This is a genomic window from Thalassoglobus sp. JC818, assembly GCF_040717535.1.
Lineage (GTDB): Bacteria > Planctomycetota > Planctomycetia > Planctomycetales > Planctomycetaceae > Thalassoglobus.
The window spans coordinates 57,435-77,224 of record NZ_JBFEFI010000012.1 but is presented as its reverse complement, the minus strand read 5'-3'; the positions used below and the strand labels follow the sequence as shown (position 1 = coordinate 77,224).

Genomic DNA, 19,790 nt, shown 5'->3' with positions numbered 1-19,790 from the left:
TGCTTACTCCGTCAACTCAATTGTTGCTCCACCCTGTCGTGCCGATTCCAGGCAAGCGTCCATGACGATTTGCGTTTTCAATGCAGCTTCCGGCCAGAACGGATCGACTTTTCCACTTAACACGAGGTCACTGAAATTGCGGAAGAGATTCACTTCCTGCGCGTCCGGTGCGTTGTTGCTGTATTCGGCGACAGCATGCTGTGTTCGGTGACGTTCCATCACAAACTCACAGCCATCGACATTGAAGACCGGCTTGTTGACTTCGAATCCAAGTTCATTTCCAAAGTACGGCAATACGAAATCGTGAAGTTGCAGATTCCCTTTGGTACCGCTGACATGAACAAGCTGCTGATGGTCGGTTCGGAATGAGTTGTAGAATCCGGCGGAAACTCCTCCGTCGAATTGAAGCTCCCCGACAAATTCCATTGGAACTGGATTCGGGCTGTCCGCTCGACCATGTTCGCCGAGTTGTCTACCCGAGACGGTTTTCGGCAGTTGATAGTTCATCACGAACAGACACATTCGAATCGTATACCAACCGAGATCGCCGACACACCCTTGCGGCTCGAGTTCGCTGCTAACGCGGATGTTGTTCTGGACAAACTCTTCAGGAGCACAGAAGGAAAAGTGCGTTTGAATACGGCGAAGCTGACCGAGGTTGTTTTCGTCGTCGAGAACTTTTCGAATCGCTGGCAGTCGCTTGGAGTGCATGTACATCACCCCATCCATGAACTGAACGTTGTTCTCGCGGCAGGCGTCAATCATTTCACGCAAGTCCGCAACTGAAACGGCACATGGCTTCTCGCACATCACGTGCTTGCCCGCCTGAGCAGCTTTGATCACCCACTCTTTGCGGAGGCCAGTCGGTAGTGGAACATAAACAGCATCGATATCGTCACGGTCGAGAAGCGTTTGATATCCCTCGACAGCATCTGGACGATCGGCAACCGGTCGACTCATCTGGCAGGCATCGATGAATTGCTCCGAGCGTTCTTTGGAACGGCTGGCGACTGCGACCAGCTTTCCATTCCCTGAATTGCGAATGGAGTCCCAGTTTTTCATCGCGATGGCAGCCGCTCCGAGCACTCCCCATCGACACTTCTTGTCGGTCATTTAATCAGTCTTTCAAAATTGATCAGATGGCGAGATGGATTTCCGCACAGTGACGTCTTCGATCAAGTGGATCGTTCTCTTGACTCGCGGGAATTCGCCAAAACCATTCCGAGATATGCACTTACTATTTCATGAATCTTCCGACACATCGCTGTCAGATCAGACTGTGAGAAGACTCAGACGGTTTTCGGGGGGCCTTCGAAGCATCTTTGAGTGTTTGTTTTAAAATCGCAACCGAACCGATTTAATTTGAGAAGAAGTCGCAGACGCCTTGCGATTTTCGATAGATCAAAACTTTCCCGAACGTCGCTCTCGACCGGGCAAAACCTCCAAACACGTCGTCCACCAACCGGTTTCAATCGTCTGAACGAATTCATCCGGCAGTTTTTCTGCCTTCATTTCAGCAATCAAACGCTGATAGTCGTACTCCAGCGGCACGAACTCTACCTCAACTTCTCCGCCACTGACGGTTAAAAGCGTATACCAGACGTTGCGGTTTCCGTCGTTTTCTGGCCTCCCCAGAACACCGACGTTGATAAAACGCCCGCCATTTGAAAGTTCCCGTTCCCAATGCAGACCGGTATGCGTTCCGCAGATGACGTCGCACTCGAAGTCTCGGGTCAGCTTCTCCAGAAAGTGCGAACTCGTCGTCGATTCCCAGAGGAACTCATTTGTTTTGCGGGGGCTCCCATGACAGAGAAGGAACTGCTGGCCTTCAATCTCCAGCCGAATTTCTGGCGGCAAGTCTCGTAACCAGCGTCGATTCGTTGGGTCTGTGTTCTCGTAAGTGTACTCGTAGCTGATCTGCGCGAAGTAATTGTCTCGAGGGTCGGTGTATCCGCACTGACAGTCATTCAAATCGTGACCGATGCTGTGATCGTAATTCCCCTGCACGACTCGCACTTGATGGTCAAACAACAGCGGGAAGACCTTATCGGGGTGTGGTCCGAAGGCGCCTAAGTCTCCCAGGCAAAACAGATCATCAACACCTCGTGCTTTCGCGTCACGAATCGCAGCTTCTAGAGCCACCCAGTTGTTGTAGACCCCTCCAAAGAGTGCAACTCGCGTCTTCCCCATCTTCCACTTTCACTTCGTACCAATACTTTGCGATGCTGAGAGGCTCCGCCGTTACTCGCGGCGACTGGACGAGGGATTCGTGCAAATGGAACCGTACTGGTAACACGTGAAGCACGCTCCGTGAGCGATCTCGAACGGCTGCATTGAGTCACTTAGTGACTCTCCGAGAATCGAGTCAGGACTCTCCACGAGAATCGGGCAAACATGCACTCCGCGATCAGAAACGAGTCGACTGTGGCTGCATACGAGAATTGACGAATCGTACTCTTCCATCATTTTCTCATCGACGCGCTCATACGTTTCGTAGCCGCAGGTCCGTTGCGACTCAGCCCCGATTTTAAGACGAGGGAGCAGTTTCAGCCGGGGACGATCATAGCCGTGGTTCGCGAGAACATCTCGAAAACGCGACAGAATCTCATCGTCTTCGTGGTCCTCCCAGGTTCGCGTCATGGTGATGATCGGAAGAAACCCATGACGAACCAATGACTCTACGCCTATCATGGCACGTTCAAAAGTTCTCTCTCCCCGAATCGGATCGTTGATTTCCGGCGTGGGACCGTCGATCGAAACGCGAAACTCCAGTGTGAATCCGGACTCGTCCTCAGCACGTCTCAGTCGCTCGAGCCAAGCATCTTTGAGAACAGTTCCGTTGGTGAGGACGGTAGCAGGGCCAAAGGTGAGTGTCTCTTCCAGTATGGGAACCATTTCCCGATTGAGAAACGGCTCGCCGCCTGTGAAGTAATACTCCTTCACTCCCAGAGGAACGGACTCCAACAAGTATTTGCGAACTGTCTCAAGAGAAAGAAAACCGAACGAGTCGTTCTTCGGGCTACAACTGATGAAGCAGTGATGACATTCCAGATTGCAAAGCGTTCCGGCAACCTGAAACCACAACTCATCGAGATCATTGATCTCCACTTGCGGAGCACGTTCGATTGAAAGTGACTCGGCTTCCATACACGTTGACTCTGAGAAAACTGATTGACTGGACGAACTCGTCTCTTATTGAGTGTGACAAGAAACGGACTCGCTGAAAACTTAGAAAGCTTCACACGAGAGCATCCGCAATCAGAAGGACAGTTTCGGTGAACAAACTCACCAAAGATGTCGAGTCTTCCTATCCTTCGCGTTGATCCAGCGTGATCGAATCCGAAGGCTCAGACATGAAGTCGACGACCGTTTCAATCGCCCGCAGCATTTGCTTTTTGTCGACTTCGTGCACGTCGATTTTCTTTCCGATCTCTGGCAACATCGTCAACGTGAGTCGGCCTCCAAGATGCTGCCGGAACTCTTCAAGCCCTTCCAGCAACGTCTCTGTTTCATGAAGCATTGGATGATTCAAGTGCAAACCGAGGTTGCGGAGGCAGTGCAGGACACGCTCCGCGTCCTGTTTCGGCAAACCATGCACGAGCGAAGAATAAACCGTGTCAACAGCCACACCGATCGCAACAGCTTCTCCGTGGCGAACCTCAAAGTTGGTCATCGGTTCCAGCTTGTGGGCTGACCAATGTCCATAATCTAAAGGACGGGCTTCAAGTGCTTCGAAGGGATCTCCACCGGCTGTGATGTGTTCGATATGAAGCTGGGCCGACCTGCGAATGACCGGTCGTGCTGCCTCCATGTCGCGTTCACGAATCCGATGTGCGTCACGTTCAATGCGTGCGAATTCTTCTGCATCTTTCAGCAGAGAAACCTTCACTGCTTCCGAGAAACCGTTGCGAAACTCGCGATCCGGAAGCGTTTCCAGCATCGCCTCGTCATTGATGACTGCCCATGGGACGTTGAACGTGCCAATCCAGTTTTTCTTCGCGAACAGATTGACGCTGTTCTTCACCCCGACTCCAGAGTCAGCTTGAGCCAGCGTCGTTGTAGGAATCCGAATGAGTCGAATCCCGCGATGGGCAATCGCTGCTGCAAAACCGACCGCATCGAGAACTGCTCCTCCCCCGATGACCACAACATAGCTGCGGCGATCAAGATCTGCCGCGTTCATGCACTTCAACATCCGCTCAATGATATGGATGTCGTTCTTGACCTCTTCCCCGCCCGGGCATGTCTGAATGTTGCCGACGATATTCAATTCGTTTGAGTGCGTATTAGCGAATCGACGGATCTTTGAACTGAGATTTGGTAGGGCTTTCGCCAGCGATTCATCGACCCAGAATTGAACTCTGGGAATGCGATCACCTGAAGGTTCCAGAAGGTCTGCCAGGACATTCTGGTCACGTCCAAACAAATCCATCGTGAAGCGCAATCGATGCACGCAGGGGACGTGAAATTGAATGTCGAGTGAATTGTTCTGTGAGTCGGCACCCTCTGGGTGGGATGTAAGTTCTCGGTTCATGACGACTTTATGGCAGGGACAGCGAAAAATCGGCTGCTGTAGTTCGAAGGGAGTCCGCTAGGGACGCAGGATTGATCAATATAGTTTTGCGCATTGAATGAGGTGTTGCAAGTCAATCCCCGCACTGGCTGACAGCTTTGCTAGACCCACGTGTCGAAACCAATCACATCGGCTCATCAGGATGAGCGACTGAGAAATCGGGTTTCTGATCTGCACCTTCATTTGTGTGAAGTTCCTGAACGGTTGGACGACGACGACGTAGCGCTTTCTTCGGAATCAGTTGCCGCATCGACTCCAGTTTTCCGAAGCAGAGCAGTCGATCGCCTGGCTCCAGAATGCGATCCGATCGCGGATTGGGGATCACGGTCGTTCCGCGATACAGCGTGAGTGCGTTGATATCTTTCTCTCGCAATCCAGACTCGGCAACAGTCCTTCCGATGTATTCCGAGCCTTCCGGGATATGAATCTCAGAAACGCCGTAGCCCCGGCTGACAGTCAGACGCTGGCGAATGTCGATCTCAGGGAAGTCGACCTGAGCTGCGATGTAATCGATAATCGAGCCAGCGATGTCCAACTGAGTGCAGGTTTCAATTCCTTCGAGGCCCGGAGACGAATTCACCTCCATGATCTGCGGTCCATCCTTCGCTTCAAGCATGTCGACCCCCGCAACACGGAGGCCCATAATCTGAGCCGCTCGGACAGCCGCATCGCGATATCGTTCATCCAGCTCGACCGGTTCGGTCTTGCCACCACGATGGACATTGCTCCGGAACTCCTGCCCCTGCGCAACACGTCGCATCGCTGCCACGACCTGATCGCCGACGACGAAAGCCCGCACGTCTCTTCCTTTGCTTTCCGAGACGAATTTCTGAACAAGCACGTTTTGCTTCGTGCTTTGCAGCGTTTCAATAATCGCCTCAGCGACCTTCACCGTGTCCGCGAGAATGACTCCCACGCCCTGAGTTCCCTCGAGGAGCTTGATGATCACGGGAGCCCCACCGATCCGTTTGATGGCAGGCAAAACATCAGCCCGATCACGCACAAACGTCGTTTGTGGGATTCCGATCTGATGTCGACTCAAAATCTGGAGGCTTCGAAGCTTATCGCGAGAGTTAGCAATTCCATTCGAACTGTTGGCCGAATAGATATCCATCTGCTCAAACTGGCGAACCACTGCAGTGCCGAAGTACGTAATGGAAGCTCCGATTCGGGGAAGAACAGCATCGTAGTGCTCGAGCTGTTGGCTTCGGTAGTAGAGCTCTGGTTCCCCTTCTTCCAGATCAATCGCAAATTTCAACGTATTGAGGACCCGGACGGTATGGCCGCGTTGACGCGTCGCTTCAACCAGTCGACGAGTGCTGTAACACTTCGGGCTACAAGAAAGAATGGCGAGTTTCATTGGATTGGGTCGATTGGAACTGAAAAACTGATGAGGCGACATGCTTACCGAACTTTGAGCCACCGGACCCACACACGGCAAAACCGAACACTCAAAGCCAAATTCATTGTAAAACCTATCGCTCAAGATTTCGAATCTTCTTCTGTGACCACCTTTCCACGCTCTGATTGAGTCGGCAACTCGCTCAACGAAACTTCACCCCAGCTCGAAAAGTCCGGCTCTGCTCATCACAGCCTCAGGGATTCAGTTGCAGCGGCTATTGTCGGCAAAAACCGCTGATCGACTGTCCCTTCCCCACCCGCACGGAACTTCGAGGTTGAGGCGTTTTGGTGCAGTTTGTATGCAGCACGCCATCGTGATTACAACGTCCCGTCCTGCGCCCAGATCTTAGATTCTCGACAGCTTACTTCCCGACCAGTCCGAGTTCCCGATGACTACACGAACCGGGTCAACGGTTTGCGGCACATTCCATGCTTCGTGAAACCTCTCCAAGGATCATTTGATGTTCTGGAGTCGATCGAAATTCAAACGAGCCTGCACGCATCGATATTTGGACATGTGGGCGTTTATGAGTCTGCATCCAACGAATATCGAGTTGCTTCAACGTCTCAAGAAGGCGGACGATCAGCGATTCGGCGCCAATATGGATGTCTGCGGAACCGTTTCCGAACGCAACATCTCTGACGATTCCTGGGACTCAACCCACATCGTGGGGATTCGATCCGACATTTGGCACCCCAACCCGGAACAACGTGAGCGGATCCTTCGCAAGATTCTGGAAGATCGTGAAGAGTGGTTACGAAAGAAACATCAACGGACCGGGAAACTGAGCGTCGCCAAGGAACGCGAGTTTCAGCTGCGTCTCGAAAAAGATCGGGTCATGTCGACGCAGCCGGAAGAGATCGAGAACCGCAGACTCGTTCTCAAGCTTTTTCGGACCGGGACGAAACGCATCAACTGGGCGGGCTCAATTGAAGAAGTCGTCTCAAGAGAGGTTCACAACTCGCTGGGAGCCAAACGTACGATGCTCTCGTTCGCGAGTTCGCTCGAGCGGTACGAATACATGACCCTGCTGCAAGAGAACAACCGCCTGCTGCGTTTTCCGTCGACATTCAGCTTCAGCTATTACGACGACAAGCAAGACCGAATGTGTTACCTGAGGATCAAACGCAAGTGGGTTTCAATCGGAGCGGACTATTCGATTGTCGGTCAGAATGGCATTGTTGGTGAGATTGACGGTGCGCTGATCGGACTCGGGTACAACGCACACATTCTGATTTATGATGAAATGCTGGCGGATGACAGGCGGTTTGTTGACTTGATTACGCTGTTCGCCACAACGGTTGGGTATCAATCAGTTCTCAGACGCTCGGTGAAGCGGCGAATTCGAGCGGTGCGGGCGGGATTGAGCGTCCAGAGTGCCATCGAGGATGAAGAATTCGACCTCCTTAGAAACCCGCGTTCGAGAGGAGCAGCGTGATTCTAGAGCAAGTTGCTCTTCCCAATGCACTCGCTTGCACTGTTTCATAAGTTGAAAGGGCTGTGCTCGCTCAAGTGAGATCGTGCACACAAAATCAGAAAGTGCTCCATCTTTCACGACAGCGCGCCTTCTCAATTGAACGACGTTTCTTCAGTCGTCTGTCGAATGATCAGGTTGAGGTGATTGCGAATCGAATCCCACGCTTGGCGATGAGACTGATCATTTGACAGCGTGTCCAGAAGACTCAGCGCTGCCTGAGCAGTTTGATGACACGATCTCGATTCTCCCTCCAGGAATTCGATCTCGCATTGGAGAACAAGAGCCCGAAGTCCATCGTTGGATTCTCTAGAAAACGACTGGTTTTCCAGCAGCGATGAAAGACAGTTCCTCGCGCCGGTCACATCACCAGCGTCGAGGTCCGCTCGTATCAACGCCAGATACGCAGCCACTCTCACATCGGCTTCCAGATGAATCAGGGACATCAAAAGCCGTCGGGCGCCCCCTTTCTCTCCTTCTGCAATCAGGACATTCGCGTGACGAAGTAAAAGCTCGTAATAAGTCTCTTCTTCAACTTCGATGAACTCGTCTCGGAAGATCGCGCTCGTCGCCCGCTGAAGCGCTCGCTTCACTTCGTTTGAGTCTCCGAGTTGCGTCCAAAGACTTGCTTTCGCCATGCAGATTCGAACCACCCAATCATTCGAATCGGTCATCGAAGCCAGTTCGAGACCTTCATTCCAGACTTCCATCGCTTCGAACGGAAGATTGTCTTGTTCAAGTTCGTGCCCGCGTTGAAAGAGTGCTTGCGGGGCACATGCCACACCCGATTCAGAGGTCGCGGATGGGGAAGACGGCTGTCTCTGTTTGCTATGAAGCTGCTCGACTTCATCCAGAATTAGCTTCGCAGTTGCATTTAAGCGCAAGTCAGTCATGTGCCCACACCAGGGGCGGCGAATTATTGGAGAATCTACGGAGGACAACCTGAGAAATCCAAGTATTGTGGTTGAAGTCCACCAATGTCAACCATCCCGAATCACCTGTCATTCAGACTCCTCCGAAGTCGCGAACGTGGCATCGACAGTTGTTAAGCCTTGTGAACAAACTGTTTCGGGAAGACCTTGTTAGAGAGTCTCGAATCAGCTTTCACTGACGAATGCGGTTTCATGACGCTATTCAGTTCGAGGAAACCCATCCGAACAAACGCTGAGAAATCCCGGAAAGCGGTCTATACTATGGGAATTCCAAAGTTGCATTGACGTAATGAATGTTCAAGGACTAACAAGGTTGAGGACGAAGAGGCTCGCCTTCGTCCGAGCAACGGCTCACGAATTGGCTTGAGGAACTATTCAGATGAATTCGGAAGAAGCGATCCCACTCACCTCGCGCACGGAACGACGGATCACAACCCTGCAGCAGCACGTCCTGCAGGAACAGCATCGTTTTCCGGGTGCATCTGGGCAATTCTCGTGGCTGATGTCAGGCATCACGCTGGCAGCCAAAATGATTCAGGCCCAAGTGCGTCGAGCTGGTCTGACCGATCTTCTCGGTGAACATGGTGAAACCAACGTTCAGGGAGAAGTCCAACAGAAACTCGATGTTTACGCCAACGAGGTACTCGGCGAGTGCCTCAGCCATCGTGAAAGCATCGGAATTCTGGCATCTGAGGAGAACGAAAAGCCTGCGTTGATGCACCACGATTCTCCCAATGCAAATTACGCCGTCATCTTTGATCCGCTGGATGGCTCTTCGAATATCGACGTCAACGTGAGCGTCGGAACGACTTTTTCAATCCTGCATCGTCCACACGGGGAAGACTGGAACAAACCGGAGAAGTGGATTCAACAGCCCGGAAGCCGCCAGGTCGCTGCCGGATATGTTCTCTACGGCTCATCGACAATGCTTGTTTACAGCGCAGGGAACGGCGTTCACGGATTCACACTCGATCCGACAATTGGCGCGTTCGTTCTGAGTCATGAGAACATTCGCATGCCCGAGCAAGGCAAGTACTACTCGCTCAACGAAGCAAACTCGGATCAGTTCCCCGAAGTCTATCGTCAATACATTGACCATCTCCGACAGGGACAACTCAACCACGCGTACTCATCGCGATACATTGGCTCGATGGTCGCCGACTTCCATCGCACGCTCTTGAAAGGGGGAATCTTCCTCTATCCCCCAACCGAATCGCATCCAGACGGAAAATTGCGGCTCCTGTACGAAGCGAACCCGGTGGCGTTTCTCGCTGAACAGGCCGGTGGAATCGCCATCGACGGGGACCGACGAATACTTGATATCGAACCCGAAGGAATTCATCAGCGAACTCCACTCGTGGTCGGCAGCCGCGTCGAAATGGACGCATTCACTGAGATGATGAAAACCGCGAGCAGCGTGACCGCCGGATAATGTTCATGCTCGAACGCATTTTCTCTCGAAACATCCATTGTCCTGAAGTTCAGAACGACACTTCGACGCCGAGGGATTGCGCAAGCTGTTTGATTTCTTCGACAATCGAACAGTGAAGCGGAATCCCGGTCGTTGAGAATTCCTTGAAGCTGTCAGCCCCTTGCTCGCCGGGGAGCCGAAAGCTTTGACAGCCCTCATTCGCCTTTTCCCTCATCTCCGCGACTGCGACATCGACTCGCTTCTGAAAGCGATCGGTTTCGGTGAAGTGCTCGATGTCGAGAACAATAAAAAAGTGCTGTGAGTCGTCGCTGGAATCGGTTCCCTTCTTCCGAATGGCCATCTGCCCACCCGCAAGCGGGCCCGCGACGATCGATCCGAGCAGAGACAGGCCAAATCCGAGTTCTCCTCCCAGTGGCATCAAAGCGGCAGCAGCTTCAATGTCGGATGTTGGCTGGCCTTCCGTATCGAAGGCAATCTCATCCGGTATCGATACTCCAAATCGTTTCAGTAGACTCAGCTTCCCCCAGGACTCCACGCCACAAGCTGTATCAAAAACGATCGGTGGCGAGTCTTTCCTCGGGATCGCATAAGCAAAGGCGGCGTTTCCGACTACTCCTATCGTCGTTCCTGGAGCTGCAACGGTCGCACCACCGGTGCTGCTGAATCCAATCGCGATCAGCCCTTTCTCACTGGCCATGCGAAGTGGAACGGAAAGCGCGCCGAGCGTTTGACTGTTTCCAATACAGGAAATCCCAACGCCTGACGACTTGGCTTTCGCGATCGCAGCTTCAACACCCTTCGTTGCGGCCAGATGCCCCAGTGCTCGTCCTCCATCGAGGATAGAAAGCACATCATTTTCGTCGACGATTAGAACCCGGGCGCGCGGATCGACGTCACCGCAATCAATGGCAGAAACTAAATCGAGAATGCGTCCGCACCCATGCGAGGGAATCCCGTACAGGTCAGCTTCGACCAGACGTTGAGCTGCGACGGTCGCATCGAACTGAAAGAGGCTCTTCTTGACGAGAATCTTCTCGATGACAGCTACAATTTGTTCGACCGGAATTCGAATCTGATCGGGAGAGTCAGTAGGAATCGGAATCGATGGCGACATGGCAACTTCAGACTAGATTGAGAACTCAACGAAGGTTGATATCGATGCAGAGGGTAGCTGGATTTGCGAAACGAGTCACGCATGGACGCTTGCTGATATTATTCAGAATCGCCATTCTGGAGTCGAATCTCTCTCACCCACAAATACTGCTCCCTGCAGTCAGCAAGAAATCCATCATCAATGAATCTCTTCCCCCGCAGCATCATGCACTCGTTGATTCACTGCCTTGGCATCATTCTAGTCAGCACGAGTTTCCAACTGCATGCGGCCGAAAAACCGAATATTGTCTTCTTCTTTATCGATGATCTCGGATGGACAGATCTTGGCTACATGGGGAGCGAATACTACGAAACTCCTCATATCGATGCCCTGGCCGAACAGAGCATGATCTTCACCGATGCTTACGCCAATGCACCGAATTGTGCACCGAGCCGCGCTTGTCTGATGTCCGGGAAGTATACGCCGCGACATGGAATCTACACGGTTGGCGACCCAGCACGAGGGAACAACAAGCAACGCAAGCTTGAACCCATTGAAAACGAGACTGTTCTGGCGGACGAATTCGTCACCATTGCTGAGGCACTCCAGGGCAACGGATACACCACAGCCAGCATGGGGAAATGGCACCTCGGCGACGATCCCAAAACACAGGGATTCGACATCAACATCGCCGGTCGCGAATGGGGAAGCCCCAGTGGAGGAGGTTATCACAGCCCCTACAAATACCCGGAACTTGTCAATGAAGAACCCGGCGAATACCTCACTGATCGATTAACCACGGAAGCCTGCAACTTCATCAAGGACAACCAAGAAGGACCATTTTTCCTCTATTTGACTCACTACGCAGTTCACACCCCAATCCAGGGGAAAGAGGAACTGGTCGCGAAATATCAACAGAAGCAAGCAACGGAAAACCATAACAACGCAAAGTATGCAGCTATGGTTGAAAGCGTCGACGACAGCGTCGGCCGCGTGCTGGATGTCGTGAAGGAATGCGGATTGGATGACAACACAATCGTCCTCTTCTTCTCCGACAATGGCGGCTACGGTGGTGCAACCTCGAACGCTCCGCTCCGTGGAGCGAAAGGGATGCTGTACGAAGGTGGAATTCGAGAACCGTTGTTGATTAAGTGGCCGGGAGTAACCGCAGCAAATCAACGATGCAGCGAACCGGTCATCGGAATCGACCTGTACCCAACCCTTCTCGAAATGACCGACACCCCCACTCCATCGGGCGTCGAACTCGACGGCCTCAGCCTTTGTTCGCTTCTGCGGGACCACGAATCGTCACTCGATCGCCCTGCTCTCTTCTGGCACTTCCCTTGTTACCTTCAAGGAAAAGGCGATCCTCATGGCGGACCGTTTCGAACGACTCCAGCCGGTGCAATTCGAATGGGCAATTGGAAGTTGATCGAGTGGTTCGAAACAGGACGCCGAGAGCTCTACAACCTCGAATCCGATCTCGGAGAAGAAACAGATCTTTCCAAGTCACACCCGGAAGATCTCAAGAGGCTGCACGATGCCATGGTCGAATGGAGAAATGCTGTCAATGCCCCGATCCCGACGACTCCCAATCCTCAATACCGCGCCGATCGAAAATGATCGACGTCGCCATCGCCAGATTTAGTTCACAGCTGTGAACGTGTTTTGACAATGCGGACGTCTCGCGATTCAAAGTGACGGTCCATCGCGAGGGTCACATTCAAACGAGGTGAGGCGGCCGACTCGACCCAGGGAGCAACTGAGAAACCGCGAATTCGCGTTCCTGCCCGTGCTAGAGCGACGGAAATCGCTTCAGAAAACTCGGAAGCCATCGGTGAAACAAGCGGAGATTCTTCATCAGCTCCCAACAATGTGAACTTCTGAAATTCAGTCAGTTCAATTGAGTTGAGGTTTTGAAAAGCTGCGCGAATCCGACAACGAAGGCTTTCTTCAGTTTCGTTCGATTGAAAGACCATAAATGTCACAACGCCCGATTCGGGGTTGAGTTCAATCCCGTCGCTCCCGGTTCGAATTCGATAGACCGGGGCGTTCTCCGTCTCGACAACGTGCATTGGCAAGGTATTGAGACTTTGAGAATGACTATGATGAACAAAGAGTTTCACCTCTTCCGGATGGTCTGAAATGAAACTCAAATCGAGCCGCACGGGCTTGAAATTGTGGACGATGCTCCGTCGCTCATCAATCGATTGCGTTGGAGCAGTTTCTTCACTCATCGTGGATTGGGAAATCTGAGCAGCAGACAGAAACGACGAGAAGGTCAACACTCCTCCTACGAGGCTGAGAGCGCCCGCCAGAAAAAACATCATCGCCAGTCCGCTCGGCTTTTGCCGATAGCTTAGATCTTCCTGCAACTCGGTGACGCTCTGATAGCGGTCCCGAGGCTCAGGGGCGATGGCTTTCACGCAGATCGCGGTTAAACGTTTGTTCTGCCCGGCACGCTGAAGTTTGCGAATGCTCTCTTCCAGCGCGCGTCGATGGTTTCCGTATAACGAAGCTGACAGTGAACGAATCGGACTCCCGGTCAGCAGGAAGTACAGAATTGCTCCGACGCCGAACACATCAGTCTGAACATTGAAGTCTTCGAAAGCTCCGTCGAGTTGTTCGGGTGCGACATATTCTGGAGTCCCAGCGACCGACTGTGTCGCACCTGACTGCCGCGAGACGAACCAGGCTGTGCCTAAATCGATAAGCTTGCAGTTCCCCTGAGGAGTCACCATGACATTTTCAGGTTTCAGATCGAGGTGCAAAATCCCGCCGGTATGGATCGCTTCAACAGCGGAACAGACTTGCTTCAGTGTGTCACGAATCCAGATCGAGTTCACCGATCGACGTCGTAATTCTCCGACAAGCGTCCATCCTTCGACGTACTCCATCACCAGAAACGGATGCCCGTCGTGAACGCCAGTGTCATAGACTTGAGCGAGTCGCGGATGATTCACACGCGCCAGCAGTTCTCCTTCATCTTTACCCCATTGCTGAGCATCCATTCCGCTTCCGAGGGAATCTCGTGAAACTTTAATCGCGACCTGCCTTTTGAGTCGTCGATCAAATGCGAGATAAACTTCACCCTGCCCACCTGAATTGAGACAATCGCAGATCTCGTAACGATCAATCCGATCGCCAGCCTCAAGCATTGGCTCGCTTGTTTCGAGAGTGCTTCCGAGAAGCTGATTCGTGTGTTCCCAGGCTTCGTCGATTGCTTTTTCAAACTCTGCCAGTGACGACGTACTCGCACGATCGTCCAGAAATCCAAGATCCTCTTGAATACTCAAGGCGCGGGCCCGGCAAGTTTCACAGATGCTTAGGTGCTCGTGACTCTCGATCCACTCGCCGGCAGGTTCATCGTCGATCAGCTTCCAGAGTTCGACGTCACTCAGACACGACAGGTTCTTCACCAGCCAATCTCCGTTTGAGTTCCTGGCAACGTGTGCGAATTCGAGTCAGCGTGCGAGAGCAATTCGCGTAGACAGCGTTCTCAGAGAGTCCGAGTTCGGCCGCGACGTCAGCTGCTGGCTTTTTCTGAAGGCAGTGTAAATCAAAACACTTCCACGTTTTAGAAAGCGATGCTTCTTTCACTTGCGCGATCGCTTTGTGCATCAGCGAACGCTGCTCAACTCTCAAATCATCGCCGGACTCCTGAGCCTCGACAGCTGCGCAAGCTTCTTGCAGCGAAGTTGCTCTGCGAACTTTTCCAGCCCGCCAGCGATCACGAATCTTGTTCACGACGACGCACTTGAGCCAACTTCGAAATCTCCCTTTCGACTCATCACGCTCGAATCGTCCAATGGAGTGCATGATTTGAATCATCACATCCTGAACAACGTCATCGATGCCCGAGTTTTGAACTCCGTGACGCCGGCACATGTCGGCGATGAGCGGTCGATAGATTTTGACGAACTCAGTCCACTTGTCTGAATTGGAGAGATCCCGAATTTGCAACAACAACGACCGCCTGGTAGTCGGCATGATTTAAAATTCCCTTTTTCATCTGGAACGAGTGTGCATTTTCACTACGTGCTGAGTGGCCGGACCTTACAGGCAAATTCGAAACTTGGCGGGACAGGCATGACGAAGAGGCACGCAGATCACACCGACGGCAGGAGGCTTACCTGCGGACTCGCCGAAGAGCTTTCAAAGTCAACGTCGTGTTGAATTTGTTCGAGCGAGCTTGTGCATTTCGTTTCGAACGATGCACGAAATTGGATGGTGAATTGGGGAGTCAATCTGCGAGGGGGGCAAAGATGAAATTACTTCTCCGCTCTCAGCAAGCTCAAGACGATTCACGCGAAAATTGCAGTGATGCCCGAATCTCAGGATTCGACAGAAACTCCGGTTGCAATCAGTCAGCCAATGGAAACGACAATTTTCGAAGCTCAATTCGAATCCCGGATGGCCAATGGAAGAATTGTGATTGACACAACGGCACGTCAAAGCGCGTCAGCAATCAATGTCGTTGGATGCGAAGATACTCAACCGTTCATTCAATTTCAGTGGAAGGCTCAAGCAGCTCAAACATGATGAGAGTTCGAAGCAGAGAGAGACCAACTCGCGTTGAGAGAAAAGAAGTTGAGAGAAAAGAAGATGGCAACGCCCCATGCGTGATGGGAGCACCGTGCGGGCCAGGGATGTGCTGCATCCTGAAGATGCGCGTTGCCAAGTCGCTCTGTTCGATCGAGTCTATTGTTCCCGTTTCAGTCTGCATTGATGCATTCAGGAATTCAAGAGTCGTCACCACAACAAACTTCGTTTCCCGTCAGCTTGATCGAGAATGCCCGAATTTCGGTTCCAGTTTGTTGAACCGGCCGTGTCTCGAATTCGTTTGCAACCCTGAAGATCAAAAATCGTTGAGTCTCAGCAACATCAATTGAGTTGACGATCTGAGACAGTCCCTATTTCCGACAATCCTAGCTGATGAACTGGATGTTCACTTCAAAATTGTCAATGATGTCCCGGTGAAGCGGAGATTTCTTCCGCACCTGATTTCGAAACACCTTGTGAGTTCTCAATTTGCGATGGCGAAGAATTTCTTGAAGGAGACACGTGACCGATACGACGTGATTGTCATCGGTTCCGGATTGGCGGGCATGACAAGTGCCAACGTTCTGGCGAAGGCAGGTTATTCTGTCTTGCTGCTGGAACATCACTATCAGCTTGGAGGAATGGCGACCTGGTTCAAACGGAAAGGTGGCCACATCTTCGACATCTCGCTGCATGGATTTCCCCATGGGATGGTGAAAAGCTGCCGCAAGTATTGGACACCGGAGATTGCCGAAAGCATCGTTCAACTCAAGGGAATCCGCTTCGAGAATCCTCAATTCTCACTTCGGACGACATTCGATCGAAAAGACTTCACCAGAATCATCACCGAACAGTTCAAAGTTCCTTACGAGACGGTTGACGATTTTTTCGCCACAGCCCGGAAGATGAATTTCTTCGACGATCAGGGAATGACGACACGAGAACTGTTCGAAAAGTTCTTTCCCGGCCGAAGCGACGTCGTTCGCCTGTTGATGGAACCGATCACGTACGCCAACGGATCAACGCTCGAAGATCCTGCCATCACGTACGGAATTGTCTTCAGTAACTTTATGAGTAAGGGAGTCTTCACCTTCCAGGGCGGAACCGATGCGCTCGTCAACAAAATGAAAGAGGAGTTGATCCGAAACGGCGTCGATCTTCGCATCCGGGCACTTGTTGAACAGATTGAAGTTGGCCCCGATCGCAGCGTCAAAGCTGTTCACGTGAACGGAAAACGCATCGAGTGCGGAGCGATCTTGTCGAACGCGAATATTAAGTCGACGATCCAAAAACTCGTCGGCCCCGAACACTTCGACAAAGAGTTCATGGACGAAGCGAATGCCGTTCGACTCAATAACTCAAGCTGTCAGGTTTACCTCGGGTTGAAACCAGGCGAAGGATTCGACAACTGTGGCGACCTTCTGTTCCACTCAGAACATGAAGGATTCGACATCGAAGCAATGCTTTCGAAAGAAGTCAGCAGCCGGACCTTCTCGTTCTACTATCCGGAAACCCGTCCCGGTTCCGACCGCTGGTTGATCGTCTCCTCGACGAATGCCCGCTACGAAGACTGGGCCGATCTTTCTGACGAGCAATATGCTCGAGACAAAGAAGATCTCTGCCAGTCAACACTGGACTGCCTCGAAAAATACGTCCCCGATATTCGGCAAAAACTCGACTGGATCGAAGCTTCAACACCGAAAACGTTCAAGCATTACACCCGCCACATCGAAGGGGCCAGTTTCGGAACCAAATTCGAAGGGCTAAAAGTTTCTCAGTCATTGCCGGAGCAAATCGGCGGACTCTTCCATGCCGGATCAGTCGGGATCATCATGTCCGGGTGGTTGGGAGCAGTCAACTACGGAGTGATTGTCTCGAACGAACTCGACAAATACCTGACCCCTTCTGAAGCGACAATTTAGAGCATTTTCTGATTCTGTGTGCCCGATCTCGCACGAGCAAGTAAAGCCTTTTGATTTATGAAAGAGTGCAAGCGAGTGCACAGGAAAGAGCAACTTGCTTTAGGCAGCTTATGGTGAATCATTCGATTCTGTCGCGGAACGACCATGCACACTCCTGAGATCGACCAACTCGAACTTCTGGCCTCGATCGATCGAGTCCGACATCGCGCCGAAGAATGGTGCGATGCGCCTTCGATGTGGGAGCCAATGATCTTCTGTCAGGGATTGCTGAAACGCGTCTTGAAGCGAGTCGAGTCGCTCCAATTTCGGTTTGAAGCTCCGCTTGTCGTTGCGACTTTCGGAGGCACTGGAACTGGGAAGAGTGCGCTCGTCAATGCTCTCGTCGGAGTCGAGGTGAGCCACTCTGGACGAGAACGTCCCACCACGCGAAAGCCGGTTCTCATTGCTCACACGGACACTGAGTTAGATCTGCTGCAGCTTCCACTCGATGAGATTGACGTCTTTCGCTTCGAGACACCGACACTCAAAGACTTTGTCATCCTCGACTGTCCCGATCCAGACACCAGCGACACCAACGGAGCGGGAACAAATTTGGATCGGCTTCGCAGGCTGTTGCCTCATTGCGACGTGTTGCTGGTCGTTTCGACACAGCAGAAGTATCGGTCCTCACGCGTTACGAGCGAACTTCAGGCAGCAGCGGCCGGGTGTCGCATGATCTTTGTGCAATCTCATGCCGATCTCGATGAAGACATCCGAGACGACTGGAAGAGCCTTCTCTCGGAGAGCTATCAAGTCCCCGAATTGTTCTTCGTCGATTCGCTCTCGGCACTGCGGGAACAGCAAAACGGGATCACCCCCTCCGGGGAATTCGGAAAACTCCTGCAGCTACTGACCTCTGGATTAGGCGCATCGCAGCGGATTCGAATTCGGCGGGCGAATATTGTCGATCTCCTGCAATCCGGGCTGACACGTTCGGTCGAAATTCTCGATGCGAAACTCGGATCGCTCAACGAACTCGAAGATGTCCTCGCCCAACAGCGCGTCACACTCAGTCAGCGAATGGCAAAACGGCTGCAGGACGAGTTGCTCACAAGTCATGGGCTGTGGGAACGTCGTTTGTTAGCTGCAGTGAATGAACATTGGGGAATGAGCCCGTTCTCCGCAGTTTTGCGTGTCTACCACGGAATCGGCGGAATTCTCGCCTCGCTGACTTTCTTTCGAGCACGCAGCACCGCTCAAATGGCACTTCTGGGGACGATTCAAGGCAAGCGTTGGCTGGATCAGCTCAAGAAAGAACAGGAAGGTGCGGAAGCACTCGAGCGTGTGAGCAGATTCGGTCTCGATGATGCACATTTGCGAGAAGCGGAAATCGTCGTTTCGGGATACGTGCAGTCCGCTGAGTTTCAGCCGGAGATGTTTGCCCAGCACTCGATGACCGAACTGAAGCGAGATGCTGCGCAGGTCGAGAGCCAGTTTGTTCTCGATGCCAGCCAGCAAGTCGATGCTGCAATCGACACACTGGCCCAGAAGAACTCGACTCTGAATGTCCGGATCTGGTACGAAGTTCTGTTCGGCCTGTACGTCGTCTTTGTCATTCTTCGCGTCGGCTATAACTTCTTTTACGACTCACTTTTCAACGGGCAGACTCTTCTTTCATCGGACTTTTATCTAGCTGCCGGGCTGTTTCTGATTCTCTGGTCCGGGTTGCTGGTGACAACATTCACCTGGCGATTGCGACGGGGAATGAAATCAGCAGTCCAGCATCTCGTTTCCGAAATGGTGGACCGAAAACTTGAACGCGGTTTGTTTCCAAGTCTTGAAGACGAACTCCGCCGAGCCCAGCGCCGCACGAATGCTGCTCGCCAGATGTTGCTCGACGTCGATGTTCTTCGAAACGAAGTCGCTGCTCCCAGCGAACTGGCTGCCAAGAAAAACTTCATGGCGGCAAATTCGAAATCGTCGTAAAAACAGCTTCACAACCGTCCCTAGTAGATCGAATGTCGCGAGCCACCTGCTGCGGCAAGTTTGAGCGAACTGCGCAACTTGTCTCGATCAGTGTGATACTAACTCGCAATTCTCTCTGGGAGACAGGATGTCAGTCACTCGTCGCAATGGAACGAAAGTTCTTCTTCCGCGGACTGGACCGGATGAGTTCTGGAATTTGATTCACGACAACTTCGCCGGGGCGGATCAACGAAAATGGAAGTACCTGGCGATGCTCGCACTTCGCGAGAATGCAGGATGGCCGCTCGACCGGATTGGCAATGTCTTCGGTCATCCCAAAGGGCACGTCACTCGATGTCTGACACGAATTAAGCAGGAGCTTCGCGAAGAATTCGATGTCTCTCCGGAAATGCTTGGTGCCGACGAAGATGATCCATTTTCCGACATCACTTGAGACTGACTTGGTCTCAACATTC

16 protein-coding genes are annotated in these 19,790 nt (G+C 52.3%); 7 read left to right on the top strand and 9 right to left on the bottom strand.

What is annotated here, in order from left to right; genetic code table 11:
* Nucleotides 1-3 precede the first annotated feature (3 nt).
* The 5 genes from AB1L42_RS21730 to rimK form a co-directional block, all read right to left on the bottom strand.
* Nucleotides 4-1,113, bottom strand: coding sequence for a Gfo/Idh/MocA family oxidoreductase (locus tag AB1L42_RS21730; protein WP_367061460.1), 1,110 nt, complete (start codon nt 1,111-1,113; stop codon nt 4-6).
* A gap of 288 nt (nt 1,114-1,401) precedes the next feature.
* Complete coding sequence (locus AB1L42_RS21725) at nt 1,402-2,190, bottom strand: metallophosphoesterase family protein (protein ID WP_367061457.1); 789 nt, start codon at nt 2,188-2,190, stop codon at nt 1,402-1,404.
* 51 nt (nt 2,191-2,241) lie between these two features.
* Nucleotides 2,242-3,147, bottom strand: coding sequence for a radical SAM protein (locus AB1L42_RS21720; protein WP_367061454.1), 906 nt, complete (start codon nt 3,145-3,147; stop codon nt 2,242-2,244).
* 160 nt (nt 3,148-3,307) lie between these two features.
* Nucleotides 3,308-4,534, bottom strand: coding sequence for a 3-dehydroquinate synthase (locus AB1L42_RS21715; protein WP_367061451.1), 1,227 nt, complete (start codon nt 4,532-4,534; stop codon nt 3,308-3,310).
* 163 nt (nt 4,535-4,697) lie between these two features.
* A complete protein-coding gene (rimK, locus tag AB1L42_RS21710) occupies nt 4,698-5,933 on the bottom strand; it encodes a 30S ribosomal protein S6--L-glutamate ligase (RefSeq protein ID WP_367061448.1) in 1,236 nt (411 codons plus the stop codon).
* Nucleotides 5,934-6,435: 502 nt separating this feature from the next.
* Here rimK and AB1L42_RS21705 point away from each other — a divergent pair.
* On the top strand, nt 6,436-7,413 hold the full coding sequence (locus AB1L42_RS21705; protein ID WP_367061445.1) for a hypothetical protein: 978 nt from the start codon (nt 6,436-6,438) through the stop codon (nt 7,411-7,413).
* 131 nt (nt 7,414-7,544) lie between these two features.
* Here AB1L42_RS21705 and AB1L42_RS21700 read toward each other — a convergent pair whose 3' ends face one another.
* Entirely contained in the window at nt 7,545-8,342 is a 798-nt protein-coding gene (locus AB1L42_RS21700) for a hypothetical protein (protein ID WP_367061442.1), read from the bottom strand.
* A gap of 466 nt (nt 8,343-8,808) precedes the next feature.
* Between AB1L42_RS21700 and fbp the strand changes: the two genes are divergently transcribed.
* Nucleotides 8,809-9,813: a class 1 fructose-bisphosphatase gene (fbp, locus tag AB1L42_RS21695; protein WP_367061508.1), complete on the top strand. Its 1,005-nt coding sequence runs from the start codon at nt 8,809-8,811 to the stop codon at nt 9,811-9,813.
* Between the two features lie 49 nt (nt 9,814-9,862).
* Here the strand turns inward: fbp and AB1L42_RS21690 are convergent, their stop codons facing one another.
* The gene (locus tag AB1L42_RS21690; RefSeq protein WP_367061439.1) at nt 9,863-10,927 is read right to left on the bottom strand and encodes an Ldh family oxidoreductase; all 1,065 of its coding nucleotides are present in this window, start codon (nt 10,925-10,927) and stop codon (nt 9,863-9,865) included.
* A gap of 180 nt (nt 10,928-11,107) precedes the next feature.
* Between AB1L42_RS21690 and AB1L42_RS21685 the strand changes: the two genes are divergently transcribed.
* Entirely contained in the window at nt 11,108-12,529 is a 1,422-nt protein-coding gene (locus AB1L42_RS21685) for a sulfatase (RefSeq protein ID WP_367061436.1), read from the top strand.
* Between the two features lie 26 nt (nt 12,530-12,555).
* Here the strand turns inward: AB1L42_RS21685 and AB1L42_RS21680 are convergent, their stop codons facing one another.
* Together AB1L42_RS21680 and AB1L42_RS21675 are read right to left on the bottom strand one after the other, a co-directional pair.
* Nucleotides 12,556-14,325, bottom strand: a complete 1,770-nt coding sequence (locus AB1L42_RS21680; RefSeq protein ID WP_367061433.1) for a serine/threonine-protein kinase — start codon at nt 14,323-14,325, stop codon at nt 12,556-12,558.
* Nucleotides 14,300-14,896 carry a sigma-70 family RNA polymerase sigma factor gene (locus AB1L42_RS21675; RefSeq protein WP_367061430.1) on the bottom strand — a complete coding sequence of 199 codons (597 nt, stop codon included), beginning with the start codon at nt 14,894-14,896 and terminating at the stop codon, nt 14,300-14,302. Before AB1L42_RS21675 ends, AB1L42_RS21680 begins: the two co-directional genes overlap by 26 nt.
* 333 nt (nt 14,897-15,229) lie before the next feature.
* On the opposite strand from AB1L42_RS21675, the gene AB1L42_RS21670 reads away from it, so the two are divergent.
* From AB1L42_RS21670 to AB1L42_RS21655, 4 genes are all read left to right on the top strand, one after another.
* Nucleotides 15,230-15,448: a hypothetical protein gene (locus AB1L42_RS21670; protein WP_367061427.1), complete on the top strand. Its 219-nt coding sequence runs from the start codon at nt 15,230-15,232 to the stop codon at nt 15,446-15,448.
* A 494-nt stretch (nt 15,449-15,942) separates the two neighbouring features.
* Nucleotides 15,943-17,370, top strand: a complete 1,428-nt coding sequence (locus tag AB1L42_RS21665) for an FAD-dependent oxidoreductase (RefSeq protein ID WP_367061505.1) — start codon at nt 15,943-15,945, stop codon at nt 17,368-17,370.
* A 144-nt stretch (nt 17,371-17,514) separates the two neighbouring features.
* Entirely contained in the window at nt 17,515-19,335 is a 1,821-nt protein-coding gene (locus AB1L42_RS21660) for a GTPase domain-containing protein (RefSeq protein WP_367061424.1), read from the top strand.
* 127 nt (nt 19,336-19,462) lie between these two features.
* Nucleotides 19,463-19,768, top strand: a complete 306-nt coding sequence (locus AB1L42_RS21655) for a hypothetical protein (protein WP_367061421.1) — start codon at nt 19,463-19,465, stop codon at nt 19,766-19,768.
* Nucleotides 19,769-19,790 lie beyond the last annotated feature (22 nt).